This is a genomic window from Nocardia sp. NPDC060255, from assembly GCF_042727395.1.
GTDB lineage: Bacteria > Actinomycetota > Actinomycetes > Mycobacteriales > Mycobacteriaceae > Nocardia.
Genome location: NZ_JBHXAU010000023.1, coordinates 45398 through 59340 on the forward strand (window position 1 = coordinate 45398; position 13943 = coordinate 59340).

Consider the following 13943-nt stretch of genomic DNA (forward strand, 5'->3'; position numbering starts at 1 on the left):
TCAGTCGGCGATTTCGTGCGCGGCGGTGTGGGACGTGCGCGCGGGCAGGAGATGGGGGCCGGGCGGAGTCAACCGTGGGCTGGCATCGCGCGCTGCGCACAGTTCCGCCGGCCGCGCACGATTCAGTCGGCGATTTCGTGCGCGGCGGTGTGGGACGTGCGCGCGGGCAGGAGATGGGGGCCGGGCGGAGTCAGCCGTGAGCTAGCATCGCGCGCTCCGCGTGGTTTCGTCGACCGCGCCGATCCAGTGAGCGATTTCGAGGGACGGACGGGACCGTCCCCAGGGCGCGGGGTTCCCAGGGGGCACGGGCGGTCAGCGGAACAGGCGGAAGAACCCGCGCACCTGCTCGACCAGCGACTTCGGCTGCTCGAGTGCGGCGAAGTGGCCGCCATGCGGCATTTCCTCGAACCAGCGCAGGTCGGTGAACCGCAGCTCGGCCTCCCGCCGCGATGGGCGGGTGATGTCGCGCGGGTAGACCGACAGCCCTGATGGTGCGGACACCTTGTCCCGGAAGTTGGCGAAGCTCTCCCAGTACAGGCGCGCCGAGGAGGTGGCCGATGCGGTGAGCCAGTAGACCGAGATCTCGTCGAGGATCTGCTGCCGCGACACCGCGTCCTCGGGGTGGCCGTCGTTGTCGGTCCACGCCCAGAACTTCTCGGCGATCCAGGCGGCCTGACCCGCCGGGGAATCGGTGAGGCCGTAACCGAGGGTTTGTGGCCGGGTCGCCTGCAGCGCCGAGTACCCCCGGCCGGTGCGCTGGAACTCCTTCTCGGCCTGGAGGTTTGCCAGCTCGGCCGGCGTCGGGTCGTCGAATCTGCCCGCCGCCACGGATCCCAGGTTCAGGTGCACACCGGCGACCCGCTCGGGCGCCACCTCACCCAGCGCGCCGGACACCGCCGAACCCCAGTCCCCGCCCTGCGCGCCGTACCGTTCGTAACCCAGCGAGACCATCAACGTGTCCCAGGCGCGCGCGGTGCGAGTGACGCCCCACCCGGTCGTCGACGGCTTGTCACTCCAGCCGTACCCGGGCAACGACGGCGCGACCACGTCGAACGCGTCCGCCGGGTCCCCGCCGTGCGCGCGCGGATCGGTCAGCGGGCCCAAGATTTCCAGGAACTCGAGCACCGAACCCGGCCAGCCGTGCGTGAGCACCAGCGGGAACGCGTCCGGCTCGGGCGAGCGGACGTGCAGGAAGTGGATGCCCAGCCCATCGATCGTGTCGCGGTACTGCGGGAACACGTTGAGCCGCTCGGCAAATCCGAAGTCGTAGTCCTCGGCCCAACTGCGGCAAAGCTCCTGCGCATACGCTAACGGCAACCCCTGTGACCAGTCGTCCACCGGCTCGCGCTCGGGCCACCGTGTCCGTCGCAACCGTTCCCGCAGATCCGCGATCTCGGCTTCGGTGATGCTGACCTCGAATGGCTCGGCGGCCATAGCTGACTCTCTTCCTCGATAAGGCGTTTATCGGATCGGATGTGGGTCACGGTGACCCGCTCGGAGGTGTGGACCGTCACCGCTGGCGACCACGCGTGTGGTCAGGTTCGCCGTCTGGGCGCCGGGTCAGGCTGAGGACGAGTCCGGCCAGGGAGAACGCCGCGAGCACAGCGAGGGCCACTGGCACCGAGGCTATGCAGGCCCGCGACAGCAGCCGGACTGATCCCGCCAAGCGCCGGCACCCGCCAGACCGATTCCGGGGTTTCGTCCGAGCGAAACCTGTTCAGCCGCGCTGGAACACCGCCCGCCACCGCGTGAAGCCCGGCCGTCCCGCGGGGGACACCTGCTCGACGCGGATCGGCTGGAGGTCGTCGAGCGCGAACGCGTCGATTTCGGATCGGGTGAGTGGCCAGGGTGGTCCATCCACCTCGGCACCTTCCTCGCGAATACCCGCGATGACCACCAGCTCGCCACCGGGTGCGACCATCCGCGCGACGTTCGCAGTCGCCTTGGCACGCAACGAGATCGGCAGTGACTGCACGGTGATCGACTCGACGACCACATCGAACGCACCCGTCCAGTCGGCGGGTGGCTCGAGCAGATCGGCTACGACGTAGTTCACCGGGGAGTCCGGGAAACGTTCGCGGGCGGTCCGTATCGCGGTTTCGGAGACGTCGAACGCGGTCGTCGCGAAGCCCAACTTGCCGAGGTGTTCGGCGTCGCGCCCCAACCCGCAGCCGACCACGATCGCCCGCATGCCACCGTTGGCCCGCTCATGCCGCTCGAGCCAGTCGACCAGCAGCTCGTTCGGTTCGCCCGCGTCCCACGGCACCACTGCCGTGCCGTCGGCGGCCGCCACGTACAGCCGCTCGAACCAGCCTGTTGGATCACCTTGCTTCAGCGAGTCGGTTGCCAGCCGGGTCGCATCCGCATCACGAGAATCGGTCACCCGCCGAGTCTGTCAGGCGCCCTCGGCGACCGCACGACGGCCACCGGGCATGATCACCGGGTGACCTCTTTGCGGCAGCCGATCGCGGTCTTCGACGCGGGCCTCGGCAGTTATTCGGCGGTGGAACTGTTGCATCAGCGCCTGCCCGACCGTGACATCGTCTATCTCGCCGACCGGGCCAGCTTTCCGTACGGCGCGAAGGATCGGACCGAATTGTTGACGGTGGTCGACCGCGCGGTGCGGTTCATCGCCGAATTCGAGCCGAGCGCAATCCTGCTGGCGTCCAACGCTCCCTCGGTGACCATCCTCGACGATCTACACAGCCTGGTCCCGATATTTGGAGTGCGGCCACCGATACGGGAAGCGCTGGCGGTCGCCGGCGAGGTGGCGGTGCTCGGCGTGCGCTCGCTGGTGGAAAGTGTTGAGCTGAAAGAGTTTCTGCGAGCAGAAGCGGGCTCGGCGAGCACCCGGGTACACGCCGTGAATGCCTCACCACTGGTGGAACTGGTGGAGAGCGGCGACTTCCTGTTCCGCCGTGAGCACAGTGCGACGGTGATCAGCGAGTTCCTGAAGACCCTGCTCGCAGCACATCCCGGCATCGACGCGGTGACACTGTCCAGCACCCATTTGCCTTGGCTGCGTGACTATTTCGAGCGCGCCCGCCCGGAACTGCGACTGTTCGACCCCATCGAAGGCGTGGTCGACCGGATTCGCCCGCTGTCCGTACCGGGTAGCGGTACCGTCCTCGGCCTGGTCACCGAGAACGACCGCTACCCGGCGAGCGAGTTCCGGGAGATGCTCGCCCGCCTCGAGATCGACCTCGAACTGGAGTCCGTCGTGATTCCTTGAGCACTCACGAGGCCGAATCGACTACAGTTAATGAAGTGCAACAAGGCGAGGAGGTGTGCACAGATGGCAGCTGAGCCGATCGACCCAGGGCAACCAGCCCGGCATCCCGTCGCAGCCACCTTCGACCTGCTCGGCGACCGCCTGACGCTGACCATCCTGCGCCACGCCTTCGTCAACCACACCCGCCGCTTCAACCAGTGGATCGAACGCACCGGCGCCCCACCCGCCGTACTCACCGCCCGACTCACCGCCTTGGTCGACGCAGGCGTCTTCGTCCGCACCCCGCAGGCGGCGTCCCCGGACCGCTTCGACTACCTGCTCACCGACCTGGGCCTGGCCACCTGGGAGATCCTCGTCTCCGTCTGGAGCTGGCAGCGCGAGTGGACCGCCGAGGGCGCCTTGCATCCCGACCTGGTGCACGGCGCTTGCGGACACCGCGGCCCGCCGGTACTGATGTGCCGAGGCTGCGGCCGCACGGTGACCCCACGCGACACCGATGTCGACCTAGGCGATGATGCGTTGGGGCGCTTCACTTCCAGCGGCCGCCGTCGCGCCCGCGCTCCTGTCTCGGCCCGAACCGACATGCAATTCGACGAGGTCATGGCGGCGATCGGCGACCGCTGGAGCGCCACGGTAACCGGCCTCGCACTGGCAGGCATCCGCCGATTCAGCGCGTTCCGTACCGCCATGAACATGTCGCCCACGACCTTGACCGAGCGACTGTCCAGCCTGTGCGACGCCGAGATCCTGCGCCGATCCGGCGAAGGCGCCGGCCGCGAATACCGCCTGACCCCGCGTGGCCGCGCCCTGTTCGCGATCTACGCGTTCCTGCTCGCCTGGTCCGCACTCGCGCACCCCGGCGCACCCGAACCAGGCCTGCGTATCCGCCATCGCGACTGCGGCGCGGACCTGGTGCCCGCGCTGCGCTGCCGCGGCTGCGACGCCCGGCTCGACCGCACGGCCGTCCGCTTCGAACCGGTCGCGCAGGCCGTCCTGGACCGTCTCGCCTGAGCCGCCCGACCAGCACCTCTTGACACCCTTCATTGAGACGCGTATCACTTCAATAACTGTAGTGAAGGGGCAGGCAACTCATGACGCTCAACGAAGAACTCATCGCACCGGCCGCGCAAGCGCTGACCAACCCGTATCTGGAAGGCATGTACGCGCCCACCGCCGACGAGATCACCGCGACCGACCTCGCCGTCCTGCACGGCGAACTCCCCGCCGACCTCGACGGCGTCTACGTCCGCAACGGCCCCAACCCGCAGTTCGCCCCGATCGGCCGCTACCACTGGTTCGACGGCGACGGCATGTTGCACGCGGTGCATTTCGAGAACGGCAAGGCCACCTACCGCAACCGCTACATCCGCACCACCGAGTTCGAGGCCGAGCGCGCCGCCGGAACCGCGTTGTGGCGCGGCGTGATCGAGCCGTGGGACGACAACCCGCCGGGCGACCGCCGGGAACGCAACTCCGCCAACACCGACGTCGTCTTCCATCACGGCAACCTGCTGTCGCTGTGGTATCGCGCGGGCAAACCCTATGCGCTGGACCCGATCAGCCTGGAGACCCGCGGCGTCGACACCTTCGGCGGCACGCTGCCCGGCGAGATCTCCGCGCACGCCAAGGTCGACGAGCGCACCGAGGAATTCATCTTCTTCGACTACGGCATCCACGCGCCGTACCTGCGCTACGGCATCGCCGACCCGTCCGGCACGGTCACCCACTACACCGGCCTCGAGCTGCCCGGCCCGCGGTTGCCGCACGACATGGCGATCACCGAGAACTACTCGATCCTGATGGATCTGCCGCTGTACAACGACCCGAGGGCCGCCGCGGCGGGCCGGTTCAAGCTGTTCTTCGATCGCACGCTGCCGAGCCGTTTCGCGGTGCTGCCCCGGCGCGGCGACGGCACCCAGGTGCGCTGGTTCGAGGCCGCGCCCGGCTACATCTATCACACGGTCAACTCGTGGGAGGACGGCGACGAGATCGTCATGGTGGTCTGCCGCGTGTCCAAGCCGAGCCCGGTCTCCGACCGCGCTAACCCGCTCGCCCAACTGCTGGCCTACCTGCGCCCCGAGGCGAAACTGCACCGGTACCGCTTCAACCTGCGCACCGGCGCGACCATCGAGGAACCGATGGACGACGTCAACACCGAATTCCCGGCGATCGATCAAGGCCGCACCGGCCGGCGCGGCCGCTGGTCCTATCAGATGCGGCTATCGGTAGACAGCACAATGCTTTTCGACGCGGTGATCAAGTACGACCTGCGCACCGGCGCCAAGCAGACCCAGCCGTTCGGCGACGGCTGCTTCGGCAGCGAACTCACCGTGGTCCCGCGCCCGGACGCGCGCGACGAGGACGACGCCTGGCTGACGATGTTCGCGTTCAACAGCCACACCCAGCTGTCCGAGGTCTGGATCTACGACGCCGCCGACCTGGCCGCCGGTCCGGTCTGCCGCCTCGGCCTGCCGACCCGCGTGCCGCTCGGTTTCCACGCCACCTGGGTCAGCGGCGAGCGGATGCGCGCGGCCGCGTCGCCGGCCGAGTGAGCGCCGCCGACCGCCGACTGAGCGTGAGCCTGCCGTATTGGCAGGACCGCGATCCGTTGGACGCCCTCGCCGTCGCCGAAGCGGCCGAAAAGCTCGGCTATCACCGGCTGTGGCTCGGCGAGATGGCGACCTTCGACGCCTTCGCGCTGGCCACCGCGATCGGGCTGGCGCCCGGCCGGATTCCGCTGTGCCTCGGACCGTTTGCCGTCGATGTGCGCAGCCCGGCCACCATCGCGATGGGTGTAGCGAGCGTCGCGGCGCTCACCGGTCGGACGGTCGACGTCGCCATCGGCAGCTCGAGCACGGTCGTGGTGAGCGGCTGGCATGGGCGCGAAAGACGCCACACCGCAACGCATCTAGAGGAATCCGCGCGCATCTTGCGCGGGCTGCTCGCAGGCGACAAGGTCGATTTCGCGGGGGAGGTGGAGCGAACCAAAGGTTATCGGCTTCGTCTCGCGCCACCGCGCTCATCGATCACCGTGGCCGCCTTCGGTGCCCGCGCCTTGGCCGCCGCCGCCCGCGCCGCTGACCGTGTAGTGCTCAATCTGGTAACTCCAGAACAGGTTTCGCGATGCGCCGAGTTGGTGCGCGAGGCCGCGGCCGCAGCAGGCGTACCGAGTCCCGCGATCTCGGTATGGGTCACTGCCGCCGCAAGTCCGACAGCCGACATCCTCGCCACGGTCCGCCGCGGCGTCGTGGGTTACCTGCGTGCACCGGGCTACGACGCCATGTTCGAGGAGGCAGGCTTCGGCGAGATCGTGCGTCTCGCGCACAGCGGCGCACATCCGCGCGACATCCTGGCGGGCGTGCCTGACGAATTGCCAGCGGCCGTAGGCATGTTCGGCGACGACACCACCCTGCGCCACCGACTCGACGCGTATCGCAGCGCGGGCGCCGACGAAATCGTCGTCGTGCCCGCCACTTCGGCCGAGGACCCATCGGGCCACCACACGCTCGAGACCCTCGCGAGGATCGACCATGCCTGACGCGCTACCCGACGCCTACCTCTACGACGCGATCCGGCTACCCCGCGCACGAGTCCGCAAGGCAGGCGGCACGCTCGCCGAGATGCCACCCTACGAGCTGTTCGGACAGTTGCTCACCGCACTCGAAAGCCGCTCGCTCAGTCCGGATTCCGTCGACGACATGGTGGTCGGTATCAACACGACGGTGGGGGAGCAGGGTGGGAATCTCGCCCGCGCGGCGGCGCTGTGGGCGGGTTGGCCGGACCGGGTGCCGGGCGGCGTGGTGTCCCGACTGTGTTGCTCCGGGCTCGACGCGGTCGAGAGCGCCGCGGCCCGGGTCGCCGCGGGCTATGCCGACGTGATCGTCGCCGGCGGCGTCGAATCGATGTCGCGGGTGCCGATGCTGTCGGATCGACCCGCCATCGCCACGGACACCGACCTCGGCGAACGCACCGGGTTCGTGACGATCGGCGTCTCCGCCGACCTCACCGCCGCCAGCTACGGCCTCACCCGCGCCGAACTCGACGCCTACGCCGTCCAGTCACACCAGAGGGCCACCGCCGCACCGAGTTCCGGCTCCGTGGTGCCGGTCCGCAAGGGCGGCACCGTACTGCTCGACGCGGACGAGGGCGCCCGCGCCGACGCCGACATCGATGCCTTCGCCGCACTACCTGCCCTGTTCGGCGACGACCCCGCATGGGAGCGGGTGGCCCGCCGCCTACCCGGATCACCGCGCCCGGCGGACGGCCTGCACACGATCGCCACCGCACCACAACTCGCCGACGGCGCCTCCGCCCTGGTCGTCGGAAACCGCCGCGCGACACAAGCACTCGGCCGCCCGCCGATAGCCAGGATCGTCGGCACCGCACAGACCGCCGTGCGCTCGCCACTGCTGACCGCCCCGGCCGCCGCCGCACGGCTCGCGCTCAGCCGAGCGGGCCTGACCGCTGCCGACCTGCACGTAGTGGAAGCCAACGAATCCTTCGCTGTCACACCGCTTCTGCTCACCAGAGAACTCGGCCTCGACCCAGCGCTGGTCAATCCCACCGGCGGCGCACTCGCGGTCGGACACCCACTCGGTGCGACCGGCGGCAACCTCATCGTCCAAGCGCTCGACGCACTCACGCGCACGGGCGGCGAACACGCGCTGGTCACCATTCCCGCGGCCCTCGGGCTGGGCGCCGCGGTCGTGCTGCGGCGTCTGAATTGAAGGAACACCATGGCCGAGTCTCTGATCACCGCCGCCACCGATCCCGGCGCGTCGGTACCCACCTGCCACCCCGAGGAGACGGTACGTGAATACCTCGATCGTGGTTGGTGGCAACCGGATACGCTGCCGGAACTGTTTCAGCGCCGCATCGACATGGCGCCGGACGCGCCCGCCGTCACCGATCCGGCCAACCTCACCGCGTTGACCGGAGCACAGCCGCGAACGTTGTCCTGGCGCGAACTCGACGAGCACACCATCGATCTCGCGGCCGTGCTGTACCGCAACGGAATCCGGCAGGGCGATACCGTCGCGGTCCTGCTGCCCAACTCGATCGCGTTGACCGCCACCTACTTCGCGCTGTGGCGACTCGGCGCGGTCGCGACCCCCATGCCCGCCTCCTACCGCCGCCATGAACTGTCCGGCATCGTCGCCGCGGCCGCCGCGACGGCCATCATCACCGCGGGCGAGCTGTCAAGACGCGAACTCGCCCGCGAGGCACTGGAAGTGGCGGGCGACGCACGCACCGTCTTCGCGTTCGGCCCCGCCGTGCCGGACAACGCGATCACACTGGACCAGCCGGTGGATACCGCCGACCGGGAGCGGCTGCGCTTTTACGTTCGTGGACTGACGGTTTCGGTGAACGACCGGGTCACCATCTGCTGGACCAGCGGAACCGAGGCCGCGCCCAAGGGCATCCCACGCTGCCACGGCGACTGGCTCGCCATGGCCTGGGGCGTACAGGACGGACTGCACCTCACCCCGGAGTCGGTGCTGCTCAACCCCTTTCCGATGGTCAACATGGCGGGCTTCGCCGCATCGTTCCTGCCGTGGCTGATCACCGGCGGTCACCTGGTGCAGCACCAACCCCTGGATCTGCCGGTGTTCCTCGGCCAGATCGCGCGACACCGGGTGACGCACACCAGCATGCCGCCCGCGCTGCTGACGATGCTGCTGCACAACGAAGCCTTGCGCGCGTCGGCCGACCTGTCCTCGCTGCAACGGGTTGGTTCCGGCGGAGCGCCGTTGCCACCCAGCGTCGTTCGCGGCTGGCAGGAGGAGCTCGGCATCGAGGTGCTGAACTTCTTCGGCTCCAACGAAGGCGTGTCCCTGCTCGGTGCGCCCATCGACTTCCCCGATCCGATCATGCGAGCGCAATACCTGCCGCACTACGGCGCGCCCGGTGTCCGCTGGGCCACCCGGCTCGCCGAGAGCACGCGGGTCAAACTCGTCGACGTCAGCACGGGCGCGACGGTCACCGAAGTCGGTGGCATCGGCGAACTCCGGCTCGCGGGCCCGGCCGTGTTCGGCGGTTATCTGCCCGGCACCGCAACGACCGAACCGTTCGACGACGACGGGTTTCTGTGCAGCGGAGACGTATTCGAGCTGTGCGGGGTGGACGGCCGGTATCTGCGTTTCGTCGACCGGATCAAGGAGATCATCATCCGCGGCGGCATGAACATCGCTCCGGCCGAGATCGAGGGGTTGCTCGCCGACGCGCCCGGTGTCGCCGATGTGGCCGTGGTCGGTTACCCGGACCCCGTGCTCGGCGAAAAGTGCTGTGCCTTCGTCGTTTCCGCGCGCGGCGCGACGGTCACCTTGGACGGCCTGGTCGAGCATCTGCGGGCCCGCGAGGTGGCGTCGTTCAAGTTGCCGGAACGCCTGGAGCTCGTCGAAACGCTGCCCCGCAACCCGGTCGGCAAGCTGTTGCGCCGCGAGCTGCGGTCGACGCTCATAGCTGACCCGGCCTGATCGCCGCCTATCCACGACTTACAGGAGTCTCCATGTCCACCAGCGCCATTCACCTACTCGGCGGCAGCCAATCCGATTTCGCGGTCAACTGGCACCGTGCCGGAAAGGGATTCGACGCGCTCATCGGGGAGGTGGTCGGTGCGGCGCTCACGGCGACCACTATCGCGCCAACCGAGATCGACGTGATCCACGTCGGAAATGCGTTCGGCCAGTTGTTCACCGGCCAGGGCCAGCTCGGCGGCATGCCCGCCACCGTCATCCCGGAGCTGTGGGGCATCCCGGCCAGTAGGCACGAAGCCGCCTGTGCCTCCGGCAGTATGGCGCTGCTCGCCGCGATGGCCGACCTGGAATCGGGTCGCTACGACTGTGCGCTGGTGATCGGCGCGGAGCTGGAAAAGACTGTCCCCGGTGACGAAGCCGCCGAATATCTCGGTGCCGCCGCCTGGGTCGGCCACGAGGCGCGGGACACGAAGTTCGTGTGGCCCACCATGTTCGCTGAACTCGCCGACGAATACGACCGGCGCTACGGCCTCGACGACGCCCACCTGCGCGCGATCAGCGAACTCAACATCACCAATGCCCGCACCAACCCGCTTGCGCAGACCCGGAATTGGACCTTCACCCCGGACAGCTTCGGCACCGACGACACCGCGAACCCGCCGGTAGCGGGTCGCCTGCGCCGCCAGGATTGCAGTCAGATGACCGACGGCGCTGTAGCCGTGATCCTGGTGTCGGATCGATTCTTGGCGCGGCGCACCGACTTACGGCCCGGCAACCGCGCGGTGGTCAGCGGCTGGGGTCATCGCACCGCGGGTCTGTCCTTGGCGCAGAAGCTGAGCGTCTCGGCCGACGAGCCGTACGTGTTTCCCCATGTGCGCCAGACGATGCTCGACGCGCTGCGCCGGGCCGGTTTGCCCGATATCGACGCGCTCGACGGCATCGAGGTGCACGACTGTTTCGCCATGTCCGAGTACATGGCGATAGACCATCTGGGCATCACCGGTCCCGGCGAGAGCTGGAAAGCCGTGGAGGGCGGCGATATAGCGCGTGACGGCCGATTGCCGGTCAACCCCGGCGGCGGATTGATCGGTGGTGGTCATCCTGTTGGTGCGACTGGTGTACGAATGGTACTCGATGCCTACAAACAGGTCACCGGGAATGCAGGAGCGTACCAAGTGCCGGATGCGCACCGGTTCGCCACCCTCAACATCGGCGGGAGCGCCACGACCGCAGCGAGTTTCATCGTGCAGAGTCAGACGAAACGGTCATAGTGAAGCCGTGTCGTTCCTGATCGCGCCGTATTCGCCCACGGTGCAAGGACACTCGGCGTGCGGTGACCGACGCCGCACAGCGTCCCGCGAGCATCCGCGGCGATCGATCGTCCGCAACTTTGCGGTTGCGAATCGTCGTGCCTGTTCTATGATCATCCAGGAAACGCGGTCGCGGCACGCCGCATTCGCCCGGCAAATCGACGGTTTTCGCTGGCAACGGTGCGTCGACGGCAAATGCGATGTAGCCTTCCCACGCGTGATCACTTGTCTGCCATCGAATCTCCTCTTGGAGCCGAAATGACCATCCAGCATCCCATTGAGGACGAGGTCACACAGCTGGCGCGGCGGGTCGAGAAGGCCCGTGGCCGGCTGGCATACCAATTCGATCCCGCGTTGACCGAAGCGCTCTCCGAGGATGAGCTGCTGGCCGAACGCGAGCTCGCCGAGAAGATTCGCGGGCAAGACCGTGGTCAACGCTGGAAAGAGGCTCAAGCCGCCGCGGGAGCGGCCGACCGCGCCAGGCAGACCACCGAAGCGATCGAGAAGGCCGACATGCGAGATCTCCTGGTGGCCCGCAAGGCAATTGCCGCACAGCGCCGCGAGTCGAGCCCGCATGCCAAACTGGCCTCCCTATATCGGCACCGCGCCTGGTCACTGCGCGCGCTGGCCGGTGTCGTCGCAGCGGGCATGCTGTGGTCCGCGGTCAACGTGCAGCACAACATCGCTCCCGGCGGCCCGGGTGACCCGCTGTACTGGTTCAGCTACCTGCTGGAAGGCATGATCAGCGTCTGCCTGATCATCATCATGATCGGCACCAACAAGGTGGCCGAGTGGGGTGTCGTCGACAACCGCAAGCAGGTCGTCGCCGCCGAGGTCGCGCTGCTCGGGCTGACCGTCACCCTCAACACGTACCCGTACCTGCGCGCGGAGCACTGGTACGACGCCGCGGTGCACGCCGTCGCGCCGGTGATGATCGGCGTCTCGCTGCTCATCCACGACGCCGCCAGCGCCCGCTACGGCCTCGCCATCCACCGCGCCACCGACCAGGTCCGGGATCTGCCCGACCCGGCCGAGCAGATCCGGCGCACCCTGCCCACGCTCGCCAGCTACCGGATGCGACGCTCGGCGGACATGCGGGCGGCCAACTCGTTCGCCGAGCTGACCGTCGAGGCGGAACCGGATCCGCTCGCGGAATTGAACGCGGCACCGGCCAGCATCGTGGATCCCGAGATCGAGGACGCACCGACCGTCGTGCTCGCCGACGAGGACGACAAGGCCCCCGAGCCGCCCGCGCCGACCCGGTCCGCCTTCCGCTCGGCTGCCCCGGCGCCGTCGGCGAAGGTGGTGGCCGCAGCGACGCTCGGCAGCGACCTCGCCGACATCACTGCGGAGAACCCGCAGGTGACGAAGTCCGAAAACGGCACCGCTCCCGGTACTTCCAAGCCGGTCCGGGCGGACGAGCCGGTCGTGCCGAGCAAGCCGGTGAACGGCGAGAAGCACAACGGGATCGCCGGCAAGCCGATCACCCCGGTGAACGGCGCCAGCGCGCCGACCAAGCCGGTCACCCCGGCGGCCCCGAAGCCGACCACGCCGACCAAGATCGCCGCGCAGCAGCCTGCCCCGGCCAAGCCGAGCAAGCCTGCCGCGCCCGCCCCGGACAAGGCCGCCGTGGCGTCGGCGGACCGCCCGTCCGCAACTGCCGCAGCGACCGCCACCACCGCCGCCATCAAGCGGCAGCCCGCCGCGGCCGACGAAAAGGCCGCCACCCCAGCCGATCCCAAGGCGGCCAAGGAGGCTCCGGCCACCCCGGAGATCCACGACACCGGCCAATTCCGCATCGCCGAGATCCTCGAACAGGAACTCGCCGAACTGCAGGCCGCCCGCCGCCGCGCCCGGACGAGCAGGAAGACGTCCACTCCGGCAGCAGGCCGCGACCGCTAGCTGAACCGTAAAACTCCATAAAGTCTTCGGCCGCTTCGTGTTTGCCCGGATCATCGGGCCGGGAGCGGCTTCAGACTGTCTGGCGCAGCGCGTCCAGCAGCCAGTAGTGCACGGCCCCGACGGTTGTCTCCGTACCGGTGATGTCGGCCGTGAGCCGCCAGAAGCGCTGCAGCTGGGGATCGGTGTCTGTGGTGCCGGTGGTCAGCAGCTCGCGTCGGAATCGAGGGGTGTCCCGTTTGTGCCTGGCCGCCGCGTGGGCGTGCACGTACTGGTCCAGTTCCGGTCCGGGATGCGGGATTTCGTGGGCGGCGACGAGTGGGGCCGCGCCCTCGAACGCGTCGGCGACCGAGGTCACGAACTGTAGCCGGTCACTGATCCGGTCCCCATCCGATCGCCAAATCTGATGTGTCATAGCCGTTTTGACGTGCGGGTCGGTGGTGAGGGTGGTGAGCTCGGCATAGGCGACCACCTGAGCGGGCTCTGGTTCGCGCGGCAGCGGCGGCACATTCATATCGATGAACGAATCGAATTCCTTCCGCGGCAGCGGCACCAGGATGGGCCGCCAGAACGCGACGATGCTCTCGATCACCACGCCCCGGTCGTGCACCGCGGCAAGTAATTCCAGCCGCCCGGCTCGTTCCTCGGGCGGTGCGTCCTCGATGGCTATCAGGGCCGCGCGCCGCCACCGCAGCGCCGCCAGCTCGGCATCGAGCGCGGTGCGTTCGGCCGCGGCGGCCTCGCTGATCGTCTCGCTACCGTCCAGCACTCGCTCGATCGAGGGCAGCGGCAAACCCATGGCACGCAAGCGGCGCACCAGCAGCAGCCGGTCGGCCGCGGCGGTGTCGAACACCCGATGACCGCGGCCGGTCCGGTGACACTCCAGAATCCCGCTGTCGCAGTAGAACCGGATCGTCCGGACGGGCACGCCGGTCCGGCGCGCCAGCTCGCCGATGCTCACCACACCGCGCAGTGTGTCCTCGGTCACAGTAGCTTGCACCTCCACTCGGGTGGAGTTCTTACGGT

Annotated in this window: 11 protein-coding genes; 8 read left to right on the forward strand and 3 right to left on the reverse strand. The window is 68.7% G+C overall.

The window, feature by feature from the left end:
- Nucleotides 1-312 precede the first annotated feature (312 nt).
- Both ACFWF1_RS33005 and ACFWF1_RS33010 read right to left on the reverse strand, forming a co-directional pair.
- Nucleotides 313-1434, reverse strand: coding sequence for an epoxide hydrolase family protein (locus tag ACFWF1_RS33005; RefSeq protein ID WP_379290637.1), 1122 nt, complete (start codon nt 1432-1434; stop codon nt 313-315).
- A 283-nt stretch (nt 1435-1717) separates the two neighbouring features.
- Nucleotides 1718-2383, reverse strand: a complete 666-nt coding sequence (locus ACFWF1_RS33010) for a class I SAM-dependent methyltransferase (protein WP_379290635.1) — start codon at nt 2381-2383, stop codon at nt 1718-1720.
- A 60-nt stretch (nt 2384-2443) separates the two neighbouring features.
- Here ACFWF1_RS33010 and ACFWF1_RS33015 point away from each other — a divergent pair, with 60 nt between their 5' ends.
- The 8 genes from ACFWF1_RS33015 to ACFWF1_RS33050 all read left to right on the forward strand — a co-directional run bounded on the left by ACFWF1_RS33015 (nt 2444) and on the right by ACFWF1_RS33050 (nt 12920).
- Entirely contained in the window at nt 2444-3232 is a 789-nt protein-coding gene (locus tag ACFWF1_RS33015) for a glutamate racemase (RefSeq protein ID WP_379290633.1), read from the forward strand.
- A gap of 63 nt (nt 3233-3295) precedes the next feature.
- On the forward strand, nt 3296-4243 hold the full coding sequence (locus tag ACFWF1_RS33020) for a winged helix-turn-helix transcriptional regulator (RefSeq protein WP_379290631.1): 948 nt from the start codon (nt 3296-3298) through the stop codon (nt 4241-4243).
- Nucleotides 4244-4323: 80 nt separating this feature from the next.
- Nucleotides 4324-5784, forward strand: a complete 1461-nt coding sequence (locus tag ACFWF1_RS33025) for a carotenoid oxygenase family protein (protein ID WP_379290629.1) — start codon at nt 4324-4326, stop codon at nt 5782-5784.
- Entirely contained in the window at nt 5781-6770 is a 990-nt protein-coding gene (locus tag ACFWF1_RS33030) for an LLM class F420-dependent oxidoreductase (RefSeq protein WP_379290627.1), read from the forward strand. The genes ACFWF1_RS33025 and ACFWF1_RS33030 overlap by 4 nt, the downstream gene beginning before the upstream one ends.
- Nucleotides 6763-7959 carry a thiolase family protein gene (locus ACFWF1_RS33035; RefSeq protein WP_379290625.1) on the forward strand — a complete coding sequence of 399 codons (1197 nt, stop codon included), beginning with the start codon at nt 6763-6765 and terminating at the stop codon, nt 7957-7959. Before ACFWF1_RS33030 ends, ACFWF1_RS33035 begins: the two co-directional genes overlap by 8 nt.
- 9 nt (nt 7960-7968) lie before the next feature.
- Nucleotides 7969-9708: a class I adenylate-forming enzyme family protein gene (locus ACFWF1_RS33040; RefSeq protein ID WP_379290623.1), complete on the forward strand. Its 1740-nt coding sequence runs from the start codon at nt 7969-7971 to the stop codon at nt 9706-9708.
- A gap of 32 nt (nt 9709-9740) precedes the next feature.
- Nucleotides 9741-10979, forward strand: a complete 1239-nt coding sequence (locus ACFWF1_RS33045) for an acetyl-CoA acetyltransferase (protein WP_379290621.1) — start codon at nt 9741-9743, stop codon at nt 10977-10979.
- Between the two features lie 297 nt (nt 10980-11276).
- Nucleotides 11277-12920 (forward strand): hypothetical protein, encoded by a 1644-nt coding sequence (locus ACFWF1_RS33050; protein ID WP_379290619.1) that lies wholly within the window; start codon nt 11277-11279, stop codon nt 12918-12920.
- 70 nt (nt 12921-12990) lie between these two features.
- Here the strand turns inward: ACFWF1_RS33050 and ACFWF1_RS33055 are convergent, their stop codons facing one another.
- On the reverse strand, nt 12991-13905 hold the full coding sequence (locus tag ACFWF1_RS33055) for a MerR family transcriptional regulator (protein ID WP_379290617.1): 915 nt from the start codon (nt 13903-13905) through the stop codon (nt 12991-12993).
- Nucleotides 13906-13943: the final 38 nt, after the last annotated feature.

Bases quoted from the DNA above. Each gene is read 5' to 3' on its own strand.
- ACFWF1_RS33005 (WP_379290637.1), bottom strand. From the start codon at position 1,434: ATGGCCGCCGAGCCATTCGAGGTCAGCATCACCGAAGCCGAGATCGCG.
- ACFWF1_RS33020 (WP_379290631.1), top strand. From the start codon at position 3,296: ATGGCAGCTGAGCCGATCGACCCAGGGCAACCAGCCCGGCATCCCGTC.
- ACFWF1_RS33025 (WP_379290629.1), top strand. From the start codon at position 4,324: ATGACGCTCAACGAAGAACTCATCGCACCGGCCGCGCAAGCGCTGACC.
- ACFWF1_RS33035 (WP_379290625.1), top strand. From the start codon at position 6,763: ATGCCTGACGCGCTACCCGACGCCTACCTCTACGACGCGATCCGGCTA.
- ACFWF1_RS33040 (WP_379290623.1), top strand. From the start codon at position 7,969: ATGGCCGAGTCTCTGATCACCGCCGCCACCGATCCCGGCGCGTCGGTA.
- ACFWF1_RS33045 (WP_379290621.1), top strand. From the start codon at position 9,741: ATGTCCACCAGCGCCATTCACCTACTCGGCGGCAGCCAATCCGATTTC.
- ACFWF1_RS33050 (WP_379290619.1), top strand. From the start codon at position 11,277: ATGACCATCCAGCATCCCATTGAGGACGAGGTCACACAGCTGGCGCGG.